General features: G+C 73.0%; 15 protein-coding genes and 1 pseudogene. 9 read left to right on the top strand and 7 right to left on the bottom strand.

The window, feature by feature from the left end; genetic code table 11:
- Positions 1-54: 54 nt before the first annotated feature.
- From ACWGH1_RS01100 to paaK, 3 genes are all read right to left on the bottom strand, one after another.
- Entirely contained in the window at positions 55-918 is an 864-nt protein-coding gene (locus ACWGH1_RS01100; protein ID WP_453356537.1) for an oxidoreductase, read from the bottom strand.
- 67 nt (positions 919-985) lie between these two features.
- Entirely contained in the window at positions 986-1,840 is an 855-nt protein-coding gene (locus tag ACWGH1_RS01095) for a YhjD/YihY/BrkB family envelope integrity protein (protein WP_453356538.1), read from the bottom strand.
- Between the two features lie 111 nt (positions 1,841-1,951).
- The gene (gene paaK / locus ACWGH1_RS01090) at positions 1,952-3,268 is read right to left on the bottom strand and encodes a phenylacetate--CoA ligase PaaK (protein WP_453356539.1); all 1,317 of its coding nucleotides are present in this window, start codon (positions 3,266-3,268) and stop codon (positions 1,952-1,954) included.
- Between the two features lie 205 nt (positions 3,269-3,473).
- Between paaK and ACWGH1_RS01085 the strand changes: the two genes are divergently transcribed.
- Positions 3,474-4,121, top strand: coding sequence for a DUF2278 family protein (locus ACWGH1_RS01085; protein WP_453408309.1), 648 nt, complete (start codon positions 3,474-3,476; stop codon positions 4,119-4,121).
- Between the two features lie 22 nt (positions 4,122-4,143).
- Here ACWGH1_RS01085 and ACWGH1_RS01080 read toward each other — a convergent pair whose 3' ends face one another.
- Positions 4,144-5,775, bottom strand: coding sequence for an acyl-CoA synthetase (locus ACWGH1_RS01080; RefSeq protein ID WP_453356144.1), 1,632 nt, complete (start codon positions 5,773-5,775; stop codon positions 4,144-4,146).
- A 186-nt stretch (positions 5,776-5,961) separates the two neighbouring features.
- Between ACWGH1_RS01080 and ACWGH1_RS01075 the strand changes: the two genes are divergently transcribed.
- The 7 genes and pseudogenes from ACWGH1_RS01075 to ACWGH1_RS01045 all read left to right on the top strand — a co-directional run bounded on the left by ACWGH1_RS01075 (position 5,962) and on the right by ACWGH1_RS01045 (position 12,807).
- Positions 5,962-6,762 carry a crotonase/enoyl-CoA hydratase family protein gene (locus tag ACWGH1_RS01075; protein ID WP_453356143.1) on the top strand — a complete coding sequence of 267 codons (801 nt, stop codon included), beginning with the start codon at positions 5,962-5,964 and terminating at the stop codon, positions 6,760-6,762.
- Positions 6,763-7,244: 482 nt separating this feature from the next.
- Positions 7,245-8,216 (top strand): Zn-ribbon domain-containing OB-fold protein, encoded by a 972-nt coding sequence (locus tag ACWGH1_RS01070; protein ID WP_453356142.1) that lies wholly within the window; start codon positions 7,245-7,247, stop codon positions 8,214-8,216.
- On the top strand, positions 8,216-9,286 hold the full coding sequence (locus tag ACWGH1_RS01065; RefSeq protein ID WP_453408308.1) for a thiolase domain-containing protein: 1,071 nt from the start codon (positions 8,216-8,218) through the stop codon (positions 9,284-9,286). Before ACWGH1_RS01070 ends, ACWGH1_RS01065 begins: the two co-directional genes overlap by 1 nt.
- On the top strand, positions 9,283-10,464 hold the full coding sequence (locus ACWGH1_RS01060; RefSeq protein WP_453357563.1) for a thiolase domain-containing protein: 1,182 nt from the start codon (positions 9,283-9,285) through the stop codon (positions 10,462-10,464). Before ACWGH1_RS01065 ends, ACWGH1_RS01060 begins: the two co-directional genes overlap by 4 nt.
- A gap of 121 nt (positions 10,465-10,585) precedes the next feature.
- A complete protein-coding gene (locus tag ACWGH1_RS01055; RefSeq protein WP_453357564.1) occupies positions 10,586-10,813 on the top strand; it encodes a DUF397 domain-containing protein in 228 nt (75 codons plus the stop codon).
- 73 nt (positions 10,814-10,886) lie between these two features.
- Positions 10,887-11,627: pseudogene (locus tag ACWGH1_RS01050) on the top strand (maleylpyruvate isomerase N-terminal domain-containing protein); the annotation flags it as partial.
- 679 nt (positions 11,628-12,306) lie between these two features.
- Positions 12,307-12,807, top strand: a complete 501-nt coding sequence (locus ACWGH1_RS01045) for a hypothetical protein (protein ID WP_453352631.1) — start codon at positions 12,307-12,309, stop codon at positions 12,805-12,807.
- A 26-nt stretch (positions 12,808-12,833) separates the two neighbouring features.
- Here ACWGH1_RS01045 and kstD read toward each other — a convergent pair whose 3' ends face one another.
- Entirely contained in the window at positions 12,834-14,627 is a 1,794-nt protein-coding gene (gene kstD, locus ACWGH1_RS01040) for a 3-oxosteroid 1-dehydrogenase (protein WP_453352630.1), read from the bottom strand.
- Positions 14,628-14,805: 178 nt separating this feature from the next.
- On the bottom strand, positions 14,806-15,930 hold the full coding sequence (locus ACWGH1_RS01035; protein WP_453352629.1) for an aminoglycoside phosphotransferase family protein: 1,125 nt from the start codon (positions 15,928-15,930) through the stop codon (positions 14,806-14,808).
- A gap of 231 nt (positions 15,931-16,161) precedes the next feature.
- Between ACWGH1_RS01035 and ACWGH1_RS01030 the strand changes: the two genes are divergently transcribed.
- Positions 16,162-17,649 carry a DNA-binding protein NsdB gene (locus tag ACWGH1_RS01030; protein ID WP_453352628.1) on the top strand — a complete coding sequence of 496 codons (1,488 nt, stop codon included), beginning with the start codon at positions 16,162-16,164 and terminating at the stop codon, positions 17,647-17,649.
- Positions 17,650-17,758: 109 nt separating this feature from the next.
- Here the strand turns inward: ACWGH1_RS01030 and ACWGH1_RS01025 are convergent, their stop codons facing one another.
- Entirely contained in the window at positions 17,759-19,186 is a 1,428-nt protein-coding gene (locus ACWGH1_RS01025; protein WP_453352627.1) for a PP2C family protein-serine/threonine phosphatase, read from the bottom strand.
- Positions 19,187-19,234: the final 48 nt, after the last annotated feature.

Below are 19,234 nucleotides of genomic sequence, written 5' to 3'. Positions count from 1 at the left end.
ACGTACGCCCGCACCCGGTGCCGGGGGCGTCCGTACGTCGCCGCGGGCGAGAGGTCAGGCGTCGAAGTCGGTGCCGCGGCTGACGGACTCCCAGGCGTCGGCTTCGGCGCGGGCGGCATCCGCGTGGGCCCGGATGAACTCGACGGCGTCGGTGCCCAGCACGAGCCGCAACGGGGTCTGCGGGGCGTCCAGGGCGGCGAGGATCGCGGCGACCGCCTTGACGGGGTCCCCGGGCTGGTGGCCGTCGCTCGCCGGAAGCCCGGCCCGTACCGGGCCGACGATGTCCTCGTAGGCGGGCAGCGGGGTCGTGGACCGCAGCGCACCGCCGCCGGCGAAGCCCGTGCGGAACGAGCCGGGTTCCACGATGAGCACCTTGATCCCGAAGGGGGCCACCTCGGCCGCGAGCGCCTCGGTCAGACCCTCCAGGGCGAACTTCGTCGCGCAGTAGGCCCCGACACCGGGGAAGGCCAGCCGTCCGCCCATGCTGCTCATCTGGACGATCGCACCGGACTTCCGGGACCGCATGTGGGGGAGTGCGGCGCGCTGGAGCGCCGCCGGGCCGAAGAAGTGCAGATCCATCAGCTCGCGGAGTTCGGCGTCGCTCGCCTCCTCCACGGCGCCGACCAGGCCCCGGCCCGCGTTGTTGACGAGGACGTCGATACGGCCGAAACGGGCCACGACCCCGTTGACGGCCTCGTCCGCCCGGGCGGTGTCCGTCACGTCCAGGGCCAGCGGGACGAGGCGCTCCGGGTGCTCGGCGGCCAGGGCTTCGAGGGCGGCGGTGCGGCGGGCGGCCGCCACGACCGTGTCACCTGCGGCCAGCGCCGCCTCGGTCAGGATCAGGCCGAAACCGGAGGACGCCCCGGTGATCAGCCAGACCCGGCCCTCGGGCGCGCCCGTCGGATGCTGCGTAGTCATCAATCCCCCTGCGAGTGACTGGTGTTACCGGATCACCCAGATCCTCGCACCGGTGGGCCCCGCGGCGTCAGTCGGTTCTCGGACCATGCGGATCCGGACCCTCCTCGGGGACCGCGCCGGTTCTGTGCAGCCGGCGCAGGGTGAGCCGTTCGTGCACCAGGCGGCCGACGAGTGAGCCGCCGTAGACGACGAAACCGACCCCGACCAGCCAGGACTGGACGACGAGAAGGGTGCCGAACGGCCCGTAGGTGACGGCGCTGGACGCGATCAGCGGGGAGAACACCAATTGGGAGAAGACGCGCAGGCCGAGCAGGCCGACGCTGGTGGCGATCGCCCCCGGCAGCAGGGCGCGCCAGCGGACCCGGCCGCCCAGCAGGAGGCGCTGGGAGGTCCAGAAGAAGAGGACCGTGCCGATGAGGTCGCTGACGGTGCCGACGACAATGCCGGGCGCGCTCTTGGAGGGGGCGGGGATCTCGACCAGGAGTGCGAGGTAGCAGACGAGCAGGGCGAGCCAGACGACGTGCCGCCACATGGTGTGCCAGCGGGCGGTCGGGAGGTCCCAGACCTTCTCGTAGCCGGTCTGGACCGCCGAGCCGAAGGTCAGGCCGAAGACGGCGAGGGCGGCCAGACCGAAGGCGGTGGTCCGCTCCAGCGCCAGGTCGGCGGCGCTGAACAGCATCTCAACCCGGGCCCGCGAGGCCTCGGTCACCCCGAGGGCCTGCCCGAGCCAGCGGCCGAAGCCGGAGCCGCTGCCGGGCGCGGCGGCCGCGACGACCACGAGCAGCGGTACGAGGGTCAGGAACCCCAGGGCCGCGAAGCCCATCGCCCGGTGCATCAGCTCCATCTGGCGCCCACGGCTCCAGGCCAGCCCGACGAGGGAGGCCCGGAGCCGGTCGTGCGGCGGACGGGGCGTCGAAGTCACACCCTTCACCTACCCGGCCGCACCCCGATCGCCTCGGAGGCGCCGCCGAAAACGGCCCGAAGAGGTGGTTTTCCGGCGCCCGCGCAGCCGACCCCGGCTCGCCGGTGGCCGTCAGGGGCGTTCGGGTGTCTCCCCCCTCAGGTCCCGGATCCGCTTGATCTTGCCCACGGACCGCTCCAGCGTCTCCGGATCCACCACCTCGACCCCCACGGACACCCCCACGCCCTCCTTCACGGCCCTGACCACCGCGGCGGCCGCCGCTTCCCGCTGGGCGGCGTCCGCCTCGCGCCGGGCCTCCACCCGGACGGTCAGCGCGTCCATCCGGCCCTCCCGCGTCAGCCGGAGCTGGAAGTGCGGGGCCAGGGCCGGAACGCGGAGCAGGATCTCCTCGATCTGCGTGGGGTAGAGGTTCACCCCCCGCAGGATGATCATGTCGTCGCTGCGGCCCGTGATCTTTTCCATCCGGCGGAACGCCGGGCGGGCGGTGCCCGGCAGCAGCCGCGTCAGATCCCGGGTGCGGTACCGGATGACGGGCATGGCCTCCTTGGTGAGCGAGGTGAACACCAGCTCTCCCGGCTCGCCGTCCGGCAGCACCGCCCCGGTGAGCGGATCGACCACCTCGGGGTAGAAGTGGTCCTCCCAGATGTGCAGCCCGTCCTTCGTCGAAGCGCATTCCTGCGCCACCCCGGGCCCCATCACCTCCGACAGCCCGTAGATGTCCACGGCGTCGATGCCGAGCCGGTCCTCGATCTCCCGGCGCATCTCCTCCGTCCACGGCTCCGCGCCGAATATCCCCGTACGGAGCGAGGTCGACCGGGGGTCGATGCCCTGGCGCTCCATCTCGTCCAGCAACGTCAGCATGTAGGACGGGGTCACCATGATGACCTCCGGCCGGAAGTCCTGGATCAGCCGGACCTGGCGGTCCGTCATGCCCCCGGATGCGGGCACGACCGTGCACCCGAGCCGTTCAGCTCCGTAGTGCGCGCCCAGGCCGCCGGTGAACAGCCCGTACCCGTAGGCGATGTGCACGACCTGCCCCGGCCGGCCGCCCGCCGCGCGGATCGAGCGGGCGACGACATCGGCCCAGGTGGACAGGTCCCGCTCGGTGTAGCCCACCACCGTCGGCCGGCCGGTGGTTCCGCTGGAGGCGTGGATGCGGCGCACCTGCGACCGGGGGACGGCGAACATCCCGAAGGGGTACTGGTCGCGCAGGTCGGCCTTGGTGGTGAAGGGGAAGAGGGAGAGGTCGGCGAGGGAACGGCAGTCGTCGGGGTGCACACCGGCCTTCTCGAACGCCTGCCGGTAGAAGGGCACCGTTTCGTAGACCCGGTGCAACGTGTCGCGCAGCCGGCTCAGCTGGAGGGCCGCCAGCTCGTCACCGCTCAGCAGTTCGCCCGGGTCCCGCTCCTCGCCCGCGAAGTCCGACATGTCCTCACCCCGTTCTCGACGCACCGACCGATCATTCGGTAGCCTGCCGGAGGCCGACGGCTAAATCAATGACTCGAACGAGTGATCGGTGCCGTCGGTGCCGCAGGACCGCGCGGGACCCGGCCGGAGCGCCGCCCGGCCGCTGTTCGCTCCCCGCGCCCGGCCGCCGTTCGCTCCCCGCGTCCGGCGGTGGTTCACTGTCCGCATGCCGCTCGCCGACTACGGGGTGCTGTCCGGAACGCTGCACCGCCACTTCCGCGACGAGCCCGACACGCAGGGCCGCTGGTTCCGCGTCAACCTGGAGGTCGACGCACCCGACGGCCGCTACCGGTGCGCCGTCGACGTCGACAGCAAGCACTCCACGACCGGCGTGCAGTGGAAGGTCCTCACCCTCGCCGCCTCGGTGCTCGAACCCGCCTCCGCGCTCGCGCCGGGCTATCACGACCTCGCCCGCACCTCCGGATCGGGCGCCCTCGACTTCCAGCGCTACCCCGCACTGGCCGGCGGGCCAGGCCGCGCGATCGCCCGGCTGCGCGCGCTCCTCGGCCGGCCGGGCCCGTCGTACCCCTGGATCTCGGGCTCCTGCCTCGAAGCCTCCCAGGCGCTGGAGCCGGTCCTCGTACCCGGCCGGCCCGTCCTGGTCTTCGGCGAGCCCTTCGACCACGGCGGCCCGGGCATGCACGACATCCACCAGAACCAGGGCGACCCGTACGGCAGCCGCTGGTGGGCGGACAACGGGACCTGGCAGGACGGCGCGACGATGACCAGGAGGGACGACGGCTGGTACGACGTCTTCCTGTCCAGGTTCTCCACCCAGGCCGTCCGGACCGGTCCGGACGGCCACCCCCTGTGAAACGGGGGCGCCCACCACGGTCTCAGCGGGTGGCGTCCGCCTCCGTGGCCACCGCCTTCGCCCAGCGGTAATCCGCCTTCCCGCTCGGGGAGCGCTGGATCGCGGGCGTCACGACGAGCTGGCGCGGGATCTTGTACCCCGCCAGCCTGGTCCGGCAATGCGCCTGGACCTCTTCCAGCGTCGGCTCCGGCGCCCCCGCCCGCACCTGGACCACCGCGGCGACATGGCTGCCCCACGTCGGGTCCGCCACCCCCGCGACCAGCGCGTCGTACACGTCCGGGTGCGACTTCAGCGCCTGCTCGACCTCCTCCGGATAGACCTTCTCGCCCCCCGTGTTGATGCACTGCGAACCGCGCCCCAGCACGGTGACGATCCCGCGCTCGTCCACCGTCGCCATGTCACCGAGCAGCACCCACCGCTCCCCGCCCTTGCGGAAGAAGGTCTCGGCCGTCTTCGCGGGGTCGTTGTAGTAGCCGAGCGGCACGTGCCCGCGCTGCGCCAGCCGCCCTGGCCGGCCCACCGGCACCGGCTCGTGGGTCACCGGATCCACCACCTGCGTACGGTCGTTGACCTCCAGCCGGAACCCCTTCTCCGGGCCGGAGTCGTGCGCCGCCCGGCCGTTGGAACCGGACTCCGAGGAACCGAAGTTGTTCAGCAGCACCACGTGCGGCACCAGCCGCTGGAACTCGGCACGGACCGTGTCCGACATGATCGCCCCGGACGAGGAGACGCTGAACAGCGAGGACAGGTCAGTGTCCTTGAGCGGACCGTTCAGGGCGTCGATGAGCGGCCTGAGCATCGCGTCGCCGACCAGCGACACACTGGAGACCTTCTCCTTCTCGATCGTGCGCAGCACTTCCTCGGGCGCGTACTTGCGGTGGATGACCACCCGCTGACCGTAGTTGAAGGCGATGAACGAGGTCAGGGTCGAGGTGCCGTGCATCAGCGGGGGCGCTGGGAAGAAGGTGAGCCCGGCGCCGCGCGCCGTCACCCGTTCCGCCAGCTCCTCCGGCCGCTTCACCGGCTCGCCCGACGGCTCGCCGCCGAACAGCCCGGCGAAGAAGAGGTCCTCGGCCCGCCACATGACGCCCTTGGGCATCCCGGTGGTGCCGCCGGTGTAGATGATGAACAGATCGTCGGGGGAGCGGGGCGCGAAGCCGCGCTCCGGGGAGCCGGCCGCCTCCGCGTCCGCGTACGCCACCGGCGCGATCGCGGGCTCCGGCGCGCCGTCGGGAACCTCGCCGACCCGGATCAGGTGCCGGAGCCCGGCGGTCTGCGGCAGCGCCGTGGCCACCCGCCCGGTGAACTCGCCCTCGAACACCAGCGCCGCGAGGTCGGCGTCGTTGTAGAGGTAGACCAGTTCCTCTTCGACGTAGCGGTAGTTGACGTTCACCGGGACCAGCCGCGCCTTGAGGCAGGCCAGCACCGTCTGGAGGTACTCGACCCCGTTGTAGAGGTGCAGTCCCAGGTGCTCGCCGGCCGTCAGCCCGCTGTCGAGGAGGTGGTGCGCGAGGCGGTTCGCCGCCGCGTCCAGTTCCGCGTACGTCAGGCGGCGCTCGGCGCCGGTGCCCGGGTGGTCCACGTAGACGAGGGCTTCCCGGTCGGGGACCACGTCGACGACCGACTCGAACAGGTCGGCAAGGTTGTACTCCACCGTTCCTCCTGACCCGAAAGTGTCCATGGCTGACCCCATGGCCGGCCCGGCTCGGCGGTCATTAGAGCGCCGGGACGGTCAACTGGGAAGGCGCGCGACAAGAAAACTGACTGAGTGTCAGAAAACTATTGAACTGCATCCTCCCCTCCTGCAACCTGTTCTAGGTCTTCAGACAGGAGGACGGCAATGGGTGGGACGGAACACCTGACCGTGGAACGCCGCGGGGCCACGCTGGTGCTCACCATGAACAGGCCGGAGGCGAAGAACGCGCTCTCGCTGCCGCTGCTGGTCGGGCTGTACGACGGCTGGCTGGAAGCCGACGCGGACGACGCCGTCCGCTCGGTGGTCCTGACCGGTGCGGGCGGGGACTTCTGCGCCGGGATGGACCTCAAGGCGCTGGCCGGCCGGGGGATGGCGGGCGACCAGTACCGGGACCGGCTCACGGCCGACCCCGACCTCCACTGGAAGGCGATGCTCCGCCACCACCGGCCGCGCAAACCGGTGATCGCGGCGGTGGAGGGGTACTGCGTGGCGGGCGGCACCGAGATCCTCCAGGGGACGGACATCAGGATCGCGGGGGAGGGGGCCACGTTCGGACTGTTCGAGGTCAAGCGGGGCCTGTTCCCGATCGGTGGCTCGACGGTACGGCTGCCACGGCAGATCCCGCGCACGCACGCGCTGGAGATGCTGCTCACCGGCCGGCCGTACTCGGCGGCGGAGGCGGCGCGGATCGGCCTGATCGGGCGGGTGGTACCGGACGGCTCCGCGCTGGAACGGGCCTTGGAGACCGCCGAACTGATCAACGCTTGCGGGCCGCTGGCGGTGGAGGCGGTGAAGGCCTCGGTGTACGAGACGGCGGAGCTGCCCGAGACGGAGGGGCTGGCCGCCGAGCTGACCCGGGGCTGGCCGGTCTTCGAGACGGCGGACGCGAAGGAGGGCGCCCGGGCGTTCGCGGAAAAACGCCGGCCCCACTACCGCCGAACCTGAGCGCCGGCCGCGCGGTGCGGGCGCCGGTGGGCTGCGGCCGCGGGGCTCGGGCGGGCGCGCCCGGGGCCTCGGTACGGGTACCCACCGGCGGCCGCGGCCGTGCGGTTCTGGTGCGCGCACCCGGGGTGGCTCGCGGCGGGTTCACCGGGGCCGGCCGACCGGAACGCCAGAGCGACCCGGAGCCCGGACCGCCCGGCGCCGCCCACCCCGATCGGCCGCGCCGACGTATCCGACGACTGGACCACCCCGCGTCGGCCAGCCGGCCGACCGGAACGCAGGTCCGCCGGGGGGCCGGACCATCCGACGACCGAACCACCAGACGACCGGACCACCCGCACTGGCTGGCTGGTCCCCGGCCGGCCGACCGGATACCGGACCGATCCGACGACCGGCCCACCCGGCCGGACCACCTGGTAGCCCTCCGGCCGGGCGGCACCGGCGGAGGGGGTCATTCGCCGTGCCTTCAGACAGGAGCCCAGTCCATGACCGCAGCAGAAGCCGCCGCGCCGCCGCCCGAGGTGTTGCGTGCGCCCCTCGTCGTCGAGTTCCCGTTCACCCGGTCCCTCGGGCCCGTGCAGAGCGCCTTCCTCACCGGCCTGCGCGAGGGCGTCGTGCTCGGCGTCCGGACCACCGCCGGGCAGGTGATGGTCCCGCCCGTCGAGTACGACCCCGGCACCGCCGAAGAGATCCGCGAGCTCGTCCAGGTCGCCACCACCGGCACCGTCACCACCTGGGCCTGGAACGGACACCCCCGCCCCAACCAGCCCCTGGACCGGCCCTTCGCCTGGATCCTGGTCACCCTCGACGGCGCCGACACCGCGCTCCTGCACGCCCTCGACGCGCCCGGTCCCGACACCGTCCGCACCGGCATGCGGGTCCGGATCCGCTGGGCCGCCGAGCGCACCGGGGCGATCACCGACATCGCCTGCTTCGAGCCCCATGAGGGCCCGGCCGAACCCCGAGCGACCCCGCACGACGGGACGTTCGCCGACCCCGTCACCGGCATCGTCGCCCAAGCCCGGCTCGACTACACCTACAGCCCCGGCCGGGCCCAGACCGCGTACATCAACGCCCTCTCCCAGCGGCGGACCGTCGGCGAGCGCTGCCCGTCCTGCCACAAGGTGTACGTGCCCCCGCGCGGCGCCTGCCCCACCTGCGGCGTCGCCACCACCGACCGGGTCGAGGTCGGCCCCGCCGGCACCGTCACCACGTACTGCGTCGTCAACATCAAGGCCCGCAACCTCGACGTCGAAGTCCCCTACGTCTACGCCCACATCGCCCTCGACGGCGCCGGCCTCGCCCTCCACGGCCGGATCGGCGGCATCCCCTACGACCAGGTCCGCATGGGCCTGCGCGTCGAACCGGTGTGGACCGAAGGCGGCCGGTACCCCGACCACTACCGCCCCACCGGCGAACCGGACGCGGACTACGACGCGTACAAGGAGCTCATCTGATGGCCACGACGAACAGGTACGCCCGCGAGGTCGCGGTCGTCGCCTTCGCGCAGAGCGACCACCGGCGCCGTACCGACGAACTCAGCGAAGTCGAGATGGTCATGCCGGTCCTCCACCAGGTACTGGCCCGGACCGGCCTCAAGGCCGGCGAGATCGGCTTCACCTGCTCCGGCTCCAGCGACTACCTGGCCGGCCGGGCCTTCTCCTTCACCATGACGCTCGACGGCGTCGGCGCCTGGCCGCCGATCTCCGAGTCCCACGTCGAGATGGACGGCGCCTGGGCCCTCTACGAGGCCTGGGTCAAGATCCAGACCGGAGAGGCCGACACCGCGCTCGTCTACGCGTACGGGAAGTCCTCGCCCGGACCGGTGCGCGACGTCCTCACCCGCCAGCTCGACCCCTACTACCTCGCCCCCCTCTGGCCCGACTCCGTCGCCCTGGCCGCCCTGCAGGCGCAGGCGCTGATCGACGCGGGCGAGACCGACGAGCCCGCCCTGGCCGCCATCGGCGCCCGCAGCAGGGCCTCCGCCGCGGCCGGCAACCCGCACGCCCAGCTCGCGGGCGCCGTCCCGCAAGGCGACTACCAGGTCCGGCCGCTGCGCACCGGCGACTGCCCGCCCATCGGCGACGGCGCGGCCGCCGTCATCCTGGCGGCGGGCGACACCGCCCGCCGGCTGTGCGAGCGGCCCGCCTGGATCACCGGCATCGACCACCGGATCGAAGCGCACGGCCTGGGACTGCGCGACCTCACCGACTCGTCCTCGACCCGCATCGCCGCCGCGCACGCGGGCCTCTTCGACGCCCCGGTGGACACCGCGGAACTGCACGCGCCGTTCTCCTCCCAGGAGGTCGTGCTCCGCAAGGCACTCGGGCTCGGCGAGGGCGTGAGCGTCAACCCGTCCGGCGGGGCCCTCGCAGCCAACCCCATCATGGCCGCCGGTCTCATCCGCATCGGCGAGGCCGCCGCCCGCATCCACCGCGGCGCGTCCGACCGGGCCGTCGCGCACGCCACCTCCGGCCCCTGCCTCCAGCAGAACCTGGTCGCCGTCCTGGAAGGGGACCGAGCATGAGCAAGGCCGCCACATCGAAGGAGCGCGTGGCCGTCGTCGGCATCGGCCAGACCAAGCACGTCGCCGCCCGGCACGACGTCTCCATAGCCGGACTGGTCCGCGAGGCCGCCGTACGCGCCCTCGCCGACGCCGAGCTGACCTGGGCGGACATCGACGCCGTCGTCATCGGCAAGGCCCCCGACTTCTTCGAGGGGGTGATGATGCCGGAGCTGTACCTGGCGGACGCCCTCGGCGCGGTCGGCAAACCCATGCTCCGCGTCCACACCGCCGGTTCGGTCGGCGGGTCCACCGCGCTCGTCGCCGCCAACCTGGTCGCGGCCCGCGTCCACCGCACCGTCTTGACCCTGGCCTTCGAGAAGCAGTCCGAATCCAACGCCATGTGGGGCCTCTCGCTGCCCGTGCCCTTCCAACAGCCCCTGCTGGCCGGCGCGGGCGGGTTCTTCGCGCCGCACGTGCGCGCGTACATGAGGCGCACCGGCGCGCCCGACGCGGTCGGCTCGCTCGTCGCGTACAAGGACCGCCGCAACGCGCTCAAGAACCCGTACGCGCACCTGCACGAACACGACATCACCCTGGAGAAGGTCCAGGCGGCGCCGATGCTGTGGGACCCGATCCGGTACTCGGAGACCTGCCCCTCCTCGGACGGGGCCTGCGCGATGGTCCTCACCGACCGGGCGGGCGCGGCCCGCTCGCCCCGGCCCCCGGCCTGGGTGCACGGCGGTGCGATGCGCAGCGAGCCGACCCTGTTCGCGGGCAAGGACTTCGTGTCCCCGCAGGCGGGCAAGGACTGCGCGGCCGACGTGTACCGGCAGGCCGGGATCACCGATCCGCGCCGGGAGATCGACGCGGTGGAGATGTACGTACCGTTCTCCTGGTACGAGCCGATGTGGCTGGAGAACCTGGGCTTCGCCGAGGAGGGCGAGGGCTGGAAACTCACCGAGGCCGGGGTCACCGAACTCGACGGCGACCTGCCCGTCAACCCGTCGGGCGGTGTCCTGTCCACCAACCCCATCGGCGCCTCCGGCATGATCCGCTTCGCCGAGGCGGCCCTGCAAGTACGCGGTCAGGCGGGGGAACACCAGATCGCGGGCGCCCGCCGGGCCCTCGGGCACGCGTACGGCGGCGGGGCACAGTTCTTCGCGATGTGGCTGGTGGGCGCCGAACCGCCCACTTCCTGAAGCCGGTCCGACGGGCTGGGCCGGCCGGGGCCGGGACGACGGGGCCTGTGCGGTACCCGCCCGCGTGGTTAACCTGGCCCTCGGACGACGTACCGGGAGGAGCACGCACGTGGCCGAGAGCATGACTTCGCAACCCGCCGCCGGTTGGGGCAAGCCGGATCTGGATCTCAGCGGGGCGCACTGGCGGTCCAGCAGCCGGGGAGCGGGGGACGTCCAGATCGCCTTCGTGGAAGGGTTCATCGCGATGCGCAACAGCGAGCGGCCGGACAGCCCCTCGCTGATCTTCGCGCCCGACGAGTGGCGCAAGTTCGTCCTCGACGCCCGCGGCGGGGAATTCGACCTGACCTGACGCCCGCGGCCCGCCGCCGGGCACCGGGCGCGGAGCCGCCGTCCGGCGCCCGGCGGGGGACCGTTCTGCCGTCATGGCCGCGATGACGACCGACTGCCGCCGAAAGGGCGATGCCGCGCAACCGTCCCGGTGGCCGGCTCCTCCCGGTGGCCGCGGCCTTCCCGGCCCGCCGCGGCTGCGCGCTCGACGGCGGCGCCGCGGGCCACGACGAACCGGCCGACCTCTACCCCGGCTGCCGCCCGGTACGCGTACTGCGCGTCCTCGACGCCGAGTTCCGCCGTCGCCCCTCGCCGACCCCGCTCGTAGCCGTGGGACGCGACCGTCCGGACGCCCCGCTCCCGTGGTGGCGCCGACGGCGTTCGGCCGGCGCCCGAAGCGGCCGGATGCACCGCCGGCCGGGGCACAGTGGCCCCGTGGACGAGATCGGCTCAACCTGTTCCACGCGCAGGCACAGGCGTTCGAGAAGGCGGCCCGACGGGCGCTCGGCCCCGGTGGCCGGCCGCCCCTGGTCCCCTCGTGTCCGGGCTGGCCGGTGTCCGACCTCGTCGGCCACCTGGGCTCCGTGCACCGCTACCTCGCCCACATCCTCCGGGAGCGGCTCACCGAGGCCCCCGACCCCACCGACCCGTCCCTCTACGGGCTGCCGGCGGACCCGGCGGCGCTCGCCACGTGGCCGATGCCGGACGGGACGCCCACCCTCGATCCGGCACCGGGGGCGCTGGTCGACTGGTTCGCCGAGGGCACCGGGGCGCTGGAGGGACTGTTGCGCACGCTCGGACCGGGCGTGCCGGTGTGGACCTGGTCGGCCGAACGGACCAGCGGCTTCCGCCAGCGGATGCAGCTGATCGAGCTCGCGCTGCACCGCTGGGACGCGGAGGCCGTTATGGGTGTCCCAGCGCCCGTCGACCCCCGGATCGCGGCCGATGCCGTGCCCCACACCTTCGAGGTGACGGCCCCGGCCCGGCGCGCCCGGAAGGCCGCCCCGCCGGGCGCCGGTGAGCGGTACCGCTTCCGGCTGACCGACGCCGCCGGGTCCTGGACGGTCACCTTCACCGGGGGCGGGGCGCTCCTGGAGCCCGGTGCCACCGGCCCGGTGGACGTCGAAGCCGCCGGGACGGCCTCGGACCTGACGCTGTTCCTCCGGCAGCGGCTGCCCGCCCCCGCGTGGCCGGTCACCGGCGACACCGCCCTTCTCGACCACTACTTCACGCTGGTCCCGCCGGTCCAAGCGATGTCCCCGTGGTCCCCGGTGGGTCGGCGCACGGCGTCGGATGCGGTGCACCGCAAGGCGGTGGGGCGTCCTCATACCGGGCTTGTCCGGGCGTTCCGACAGCCGGCGAGGTGCCGGTGGCCGACGCCGTGCGGCCGCCCGGGATCACGGGACAGCCCCTGGGAGCCGACCCCCGCCCGGGCCGGGCCCCGCCACCGGTACGGCCCGTGGCGGAAGCGGGACCCGGGGCCGGAAAAGCCGCCCGGCCACGTACCATGGCGGCATGTCCTTCCTCCGCCGCCACCGCGCCGCCACACCCGCCGGCCCGGACTTCGACGTCCTGGCCATGGACCCGGGGGACTGGCCGGGCAACCTCGGGGCCGGGCTGCTCCCCGCTCCCGACGGCAGCTGCCAGGGTGTCTTCCTCCGCTACGACCTCTTCGGCGGCCGCGGCCCCGCGATGATCATCGGCAACCTCCCCGAGGGCTCACCGGCCCGGGAGCTCGCCGACAAGCAGGTCCCCTTCGAGGTGGCCCAGCTCCTCGACGCCCTGGAGAACGACGAGGAGGTCGAGGTCACCGGGGTGGAGGACTGCCCCGTCATGCAGGGCGACAACCTCCTCATCGTGCGGAAGGTGAAGCTCTCGGAGTCCCGCATCTCCTGCGTCCAGTTCGACCGCAGCGACAACGTGCTGGTCACCATCGCCAGCTGGGACCGTCCGATCACCGACGACCTCTACGCCCTGCTGAAGCCCCTCCCCGCCGAGCTCTTCCAGCAGGGCTAGGGACCGCGGCGCAGCGCCCGGCCGTCCTACGCGTCCGCGATGTCGTTCGCCGCCACGTAGCCGAACGTCATCGCGGGGCCGATCGTCGACCCGGCCCCCGCGTAGCTGTGGCCCATCACCGCAGCACTGGCGTTGCCCGCCGCCCACAGGCCACGGATCACCGAGCCGTCCGCCCGCAGCGCCCGCGCCCGTGCGTCCGTGACGATGCCGCCTTTCGTCCCCAGGTCCCCCGGCACGATCTTGAAGGCGTAGAACGGCGGCGCCCACACCGGCGCCAGGCACGAGTTCGGCTGGACGTTCGGGTCCGTGTAGTAGTGGTCGTACGCCGTGTCGCCGCGGTGGAAATCCGGGTCGGTCCCGCTCCACGCCTGCGCGTTGAAACGGCCCAGCGTCGCCCTCAGCGCCGCCGCAGGTACCCCGATCTGCCCGGCGAGCGCGTCCCACGTCCAGGCCTTCTTCGCGGCTCCGGCCCCGTACCACGCGTCCGGGAAGGGCAGCGTAGGGAGGATGTCCTTGAAGAGGTACTTGTCGCGGTAGTTCTGGTCCACGATCAGCCAGGCCGGTATGTGGGAGCCGGCGGCACCCCGGTCCTTCTCGTACATCACGTGGACCACGTCGCTGTACGGAGCCGCCTCGTTGACGAACCGGCCGCCGTTCGCGTTCACCATCAGCCCGCCCGGGAGGGTCCGCTCGGCCAGGCAGAAGTACGGCTCGCCGGGCAGCGGGATCGACGGCCCCCACCAGGCGTCTTCCATCAGCGCGAGCGCCGCCCCGACTCGCTGGCCCGCCCGGATGCCGTCGCCCGTGTTCTCCTTCGCACCCACCGACCACTGCGTGCCGATCGGCTGCTGCTGGTACTGGGCCCGCATCGACGCGTTGTGCTCGAAGCCGCCGGAGCCCACGATCACGCCCTTGCGGGCCCGCACCACACCCCGTACGCCCTCCTTCTCCACCACCACCCCGGTGACCGCCCCGTCCTCCTGGACCAGGTCGACCAGCGGGCTGTTCAGCCACACCGGCACCCCCGCCCGCAGCAGCCCCGCGCGCAGCCCGGCCGCCAGGGCCTGGCCCATCGTCAGCGGCCGCTCCCCGCGCAGCGCCGCCTTCGCGCCGCGCTCCAGGCACTCGGTGGACACCGCCAGCCCCTTCGCGCTGACCGCCGCCAGGTTCAGCCACTTGTAGTCCTGGCTGAACACCACCATCCCGGCGGGCACCGGCATGTACGCCGGGTTGAGACGGACCAGTTCGGCCCCGAGCACGTTCCCGTCGATCTGGTCGGGCTCGACGGAGCGTCCGTTCGGCAGACCGCCGGGCAGGTTCGGGTAGTAGTCGCTGTAGCCGTCCATGAAGCGGAACTTCAACGGGCTGTTGGCCATGACGAAGTCCAGCATCCGGGGCCCGTTCGCCAGGAATGCCCGCTGTCGGTCGGCCGGTACGTCGGGACCGACCACCGCCGCCAGGTACGCCGCGGCCTTCTCCGGGGTGTCCGGCACACCGGCTCCCAGGACGACCGAGTTGTTCGGCAGCCAGATACCGGCGCCGGAACGGGCCGCCGAGCCGCCGAAGGTGGGGGCCTTCTCGACCATCAGCACGCTCAGCCCGCGCTTGGCGGCGGTGAGCGCGGCGGTCATCCCGGACGCCCCCGACCCGACCACGACGACGTCGTACTCGCCGAGCGGTGCCCCGGCCGGGACGGCGCCGGCCGCGGCCCGGGCGGCGGCCGGCAGCACGGTGGCGGCGAGCACCCCGGCTCCGGTACCGGCGAGCACCGTCCGGCGGGCGGTAAGGGGAGCGCGGGCGTGATCGGACGGTGCGGGCATGGGCGGGCTCCGGGGCAGTGGGCGGGGTGTCGGCTTCAGCACGTCTGATGCTGCGTCAGCAACGTGTTCGGAGGATCATGTGATGTCAAGGCATCCGACACCGCCGCCCCGGTCCGCACGAGAGCGAGGCCCCGCGGCGGTGGGAGCCACGGGACCTCGCGTACGGGGAGCGGACGGGTCAGCGGGTGCCGACCACCGCTCGGACGGCCCTGCGGGCCATCCCGCAGTCGTCGTGCAGCCGGCGCAGCAGCAGGCGCTGTTCCTCGCCCGAGGACAGGGCGCCCGCGGGCAGCGGCTGCGTCGGGGCGGTCGCCAGCATCGAGCGCTGCACCGCCGTCTCGGACATCCGGATCTCCCGGGTCAGGATCAGCATCAGGTTCACCAGGAACGCGTCCCTGACCGCGGGTCCCTGCTGCTGGGCCAGCCGGCTGATCTGGCCGCGCGCCGCCGGCGCGTCGCCCAGGACCGTCCACAGCGTGGCCAGGTCGTAGCCCGGCAGGTACCAGCCCGCGTGCTCCCAGTCGAGCAGCACCGGCCCGGCCGGCGAGAGCAGCAGGTTCGACAGCAGCGCGTCACCGTGGTTGAACTGCCATGTGGCTCCGGCCAGTTTGAGGCCGTGCAGCAGCTTCTGCAGGTCGCCGAAGTCCCGGTCGGTCAGCATACCGAGCTGGTGGTCGCGGGCGATCCGCCGGGTGTAGTCCAGCGGGTGCCCGAACAGCTCGGCCGACGGCCGCCACTGGTTCACCCGGCACACCGCCCCCAGCGCCGCCCGTACGTCGGCCCGCGGCGGGGCCTCCACCGGGTGCCGCTGCAGGGCCGCCACCCGGCCCGCCATCCGCTCCACGACCAGGACGCAGTTCTCCGGGTCGGCGGCGATGAGCCGGGGCACCCGTACCGGCGGACGGTTCCGGACGAACGCCCGGTATGCCGCTATTTCGTGCCGGTACCGCTCGCGCCACTCGGGCGAGTGGTCCAGTAATACCTTCGCGACGGCGGTCATCCGTCCTGTCGTCCCCACCAGGAGGACCGACCGGCCGCTGCGCCGCAGCACCTGGACGGGCGCGAACTCGGGACAGATCCGCTGCACCGAGGCGAGGGCCGTGCGCAGTTGGGCGCCCTGCGGCCCGGACAGGTCGATTCTTCCGCTGAGCGGCTGGGCCCCGGTTCCCGGCATCCGCCGGGCCCGTACGGCGGCCTGCGCCGGGGCGGCCGGCCGGCCGGGTTCGAGGTAGGGGCCGCCGCCCGCCTGGAGCGTGCGGTGCGGCCGGACCGGGGCGGACACGGAGGACGTTGCTGCGTACATGGCGTTTACGGTTCCCTTCGTGCGCCGACGAGTTGCGTACGCCGCCCCGCCGGATCCCGTACTTCACCCTGGGGAGTTCCGCCGGGGGCCGGGTCGGGGAGGCGCATTCCTACCTGACACCCCGCTGCGGGTGGCACACCATCTGGCGCACCCTGGCGAACCCTGGCGAATAGTCGCTGGGCACCTGACGGCGGGCTACTGTCAACTCAGCCGAGAACCTGGGGGCTTGACGTGAGCAAAGGTCCAAACACCCGTCTGAACGACCTGTTCGGCCTGGCCGGCTGGTCCAAGGGCGAACTGGCGAGGATGGTCAACCGGCAGGCGGCCGCCATGGGCCACCACCAGCTGGCCACCGACACCTCGCGGGTGCGGCGCTGGATCGACATGGGGGAAACCCCGCGCGAGCCGGTGCCCACGGTACTGGCAGCACTGTTCACCGAGCGGCTCGGTCGTGTCGTGACCATCGAGGACCTCGGGTTCGTACGGCAGCGGCGCACCGCGAAGCGGCAGCCGGACGGGGCGCAGGAGAACCCCGACGGAGTGCCCTGGGCGCCCGAACGCACAGCCGCGGTCCTCACCGAATTCACGGGAATGGACCTCATGCTCAACCGTCGCGGTCTGATGGGCGCGGGAGCCGCGCTCACCGCCGGCTCAGCCCTCAGCAACGCCATGTACGACTGGCTGCACACCGATCCCGCCACCGCCAAGGACGCGCACCGCTTCGGCGACGGCGCCCACCAGGCCGACCCCGCCGGCTACGACCGCTACGAGGCGGCCCCGATCGGCTCGCAGGAGATCGACGCCCTGGAGCGCTCCGTCGAGGTCTTCCGCGCCTGGGACGCCTCCAGGGGCGGCGGACTCCAGCGCAAGGCCGTCGTGGGACAGCTCAACGAGGTGGGCGGGATGCTGGCCTACCACCACCCCGACCACCTCCAGCGCCGGCTGTGGGGAGTGGCCGCGAACCTGGCGGTGCTCGCCGGCTGGATGTCCCACGACGTGGGACTCGAACCCACCGCACAGAAGTACTTCGTCATCGCCGCGCACGCCGCCCGCGAGGGCGGCGACCGGCCGAGGGCCGGCGAGGCGCTGTCCCGGGCGGCCCGCCAGATGGTGCACCTGGGCAAGCCAAACGAGGCACTGGACCTGATGAAGCTGGCGAAGTCCGGCTCCGGCGAGGAGACCCTGCCGCGCACCCGCGCCATGCTCCAGACCATCGAGGCCTGGGCGCAGGCCGCCATGGGCAAGGGCCAGGCCATGCGCCGCACCCTGGGCGAGGCGGAGGACCTGTTCGTCTCCGACAAGGGCGACGTACCGCCGCCCTCGTGGATGCAGCACTTCGACGAGGCGGACCTGCACGGAATGCAGGCGCTGGCGTTCCGGACGCTGGCCGACCACGACCCCACGGCCGCTCCGGTCGCCCAGCGCCACGCCAAGGAGGCGCTGCGGCTGCGCGCCCAGGGGCACCAGCGGTCGCAGATCTTCGACTACATCTCCATGGCCTCGGCCTGCTTCATCGCCGACGACCCGGAACAGGCCGACCGGTACGCCCGGCTCGCCCTGGTGTCGATGAACGAGACGTCCTCGCACCGGACCTGGGACCGGCTGCGCGAGATGTACCGGCTCACCGGCCAGTACTCCGGCTACGCGCACATCGAGGACCTGCGCGAGGAGATCAAGCTGGCCCTGCCCGACACCCCGGCGGTGGCGAGCACCGTCTGAGAACCCACGGCACCCGCACGTGCCCACTGGTACGGACATGAGAAAGGCCGCGCCCGCTGGCGCGGCCCAGGGAAAAGCCCGGTCCCCGTCCGTCGACGGTGCGGCGCGGTCAGAGGCCGATCCGGGCCACGAGCACGCAGGCGTCGTCCTCGCGCTCGTTGTCCCCGAACTCCTCCAGCACGATCCGTACGCAGTCCTGCGCCGAGCGCGCCGCGGAGAACCGGGGCGCGAGCGCGAGCAGCCGCTCGGTCCCGTCCGCCCGGCTGAACTCGATGCTGCGCGGGGTCAGTCCGTCCGTGTGCAGGACCACCACGTCGCCCGGTTCCAGCAGTTCCTCGGCCTGGCCGTACACCGCGCCGGAGGTCGCCCCCAGCAGCACGCCCTCGGGCGGCTGGAGCGATCGGCCCTGGCCGCCGCGGAACAGCAGCGGCGCGGGGTGGCCGGCCTGGGCCCAGGAAAGCACGCGAACGGCGGGATCGTAACGGCAGCACACGGCGGAACCGAGGGCCGGCTGGACGGAGGTCTCCAGGAGCTGGTTGAGCCAGCCCATCAACGGGCCGGGCTCGATGCCGGCCATGGCCATCCCGCGCAGGGCGCCGAGCATCATCGCCATCCCGGAGGTGGCGGTCACGCCGTGGCCCGTCAGGTCGCCGACGGTCAGCAGCGAGCGCCCGTCGGTCAGTTCGAGCGCGTCGTACCAGTCCCCGCCGATCAGTGCGCTGGTGGCGGAGGGCATGTAGTGCGCCGCCACGTCCAGGGCGCCGGTGCTGTCGTGCGGGAACCGCAGGGAGCCGCGCCACGGGGGCAGCACGGCTTCCTGCAGTTCGACCGCCAGCCGGTGCTCGGTCTGCGCGATCTCCCGGCGCCGCTGGAGCGAGTCACGGGACTCGCGCACCGCGCGCTGGCTCCGGCGCAGCTCGCTCACGTCCCGCAGCACGGCCCACATGGACGCCGTGCAGCCGTCGGAGTCGAGCACCGGCTCGCCCCTCATGTGCAGTGTCCGGACCCGCCCGTCGGCCCGGACGATGCGGAACTCGCCGTCTATGGGCTTGCCGTCCACCAGGCAGTCGGTGACCATCGCGGTGAGCAGCGGCTGGTCCTCGGAGAACAGGGTCGAACCCAGCTCGTCCAGGGGGAGCGCGCCGGCCTCGGGGGACCGGCCGAAGATCTGGAAGAGTTCCTCGGACCAGTTCACCTCGTCCGTCAGCAGGTTCCACTCGGCGCTGCCGACCCGGGTCGGCCGGTCCTCGACCGTGGTCTCGGGTGCCGCCCCCGGCAGCTCGAAGGGCTGCTCGGGCGCGGGCGGCAGGCCCTCCTTGAGCTGGCCGAGGTGCTGGCCCAGGTCGTCGAGGTGGTGGACCGCCAGGTCGCACAGCGCCCGCTGCCAGCGCCCTTGGGCGTCGTCGTCGTCCACGACGGTGTCGCGGCGCACGGCGTCCACTTCGCCCCGCAGGCGCCGGGTCTGCGAAATCAGTGCGTCCACCGACCCCGGCTCGGGCGGCTGCGCGGGACGGTCCGCGAACAGGTGGGACGGCATGAGAACTCCGATACAGGCGCGGCACGGCCATGAAGGAAGGACCGATTA

The organism is Streptomyces sp. NPDC054883 (genome assembly GCF_053610645.1).
The sequence above is the reverse complement of the archived record's forward strand: the minus strand, read 5'-3'. Positions and strand labels throughout refer to the sequence as shown.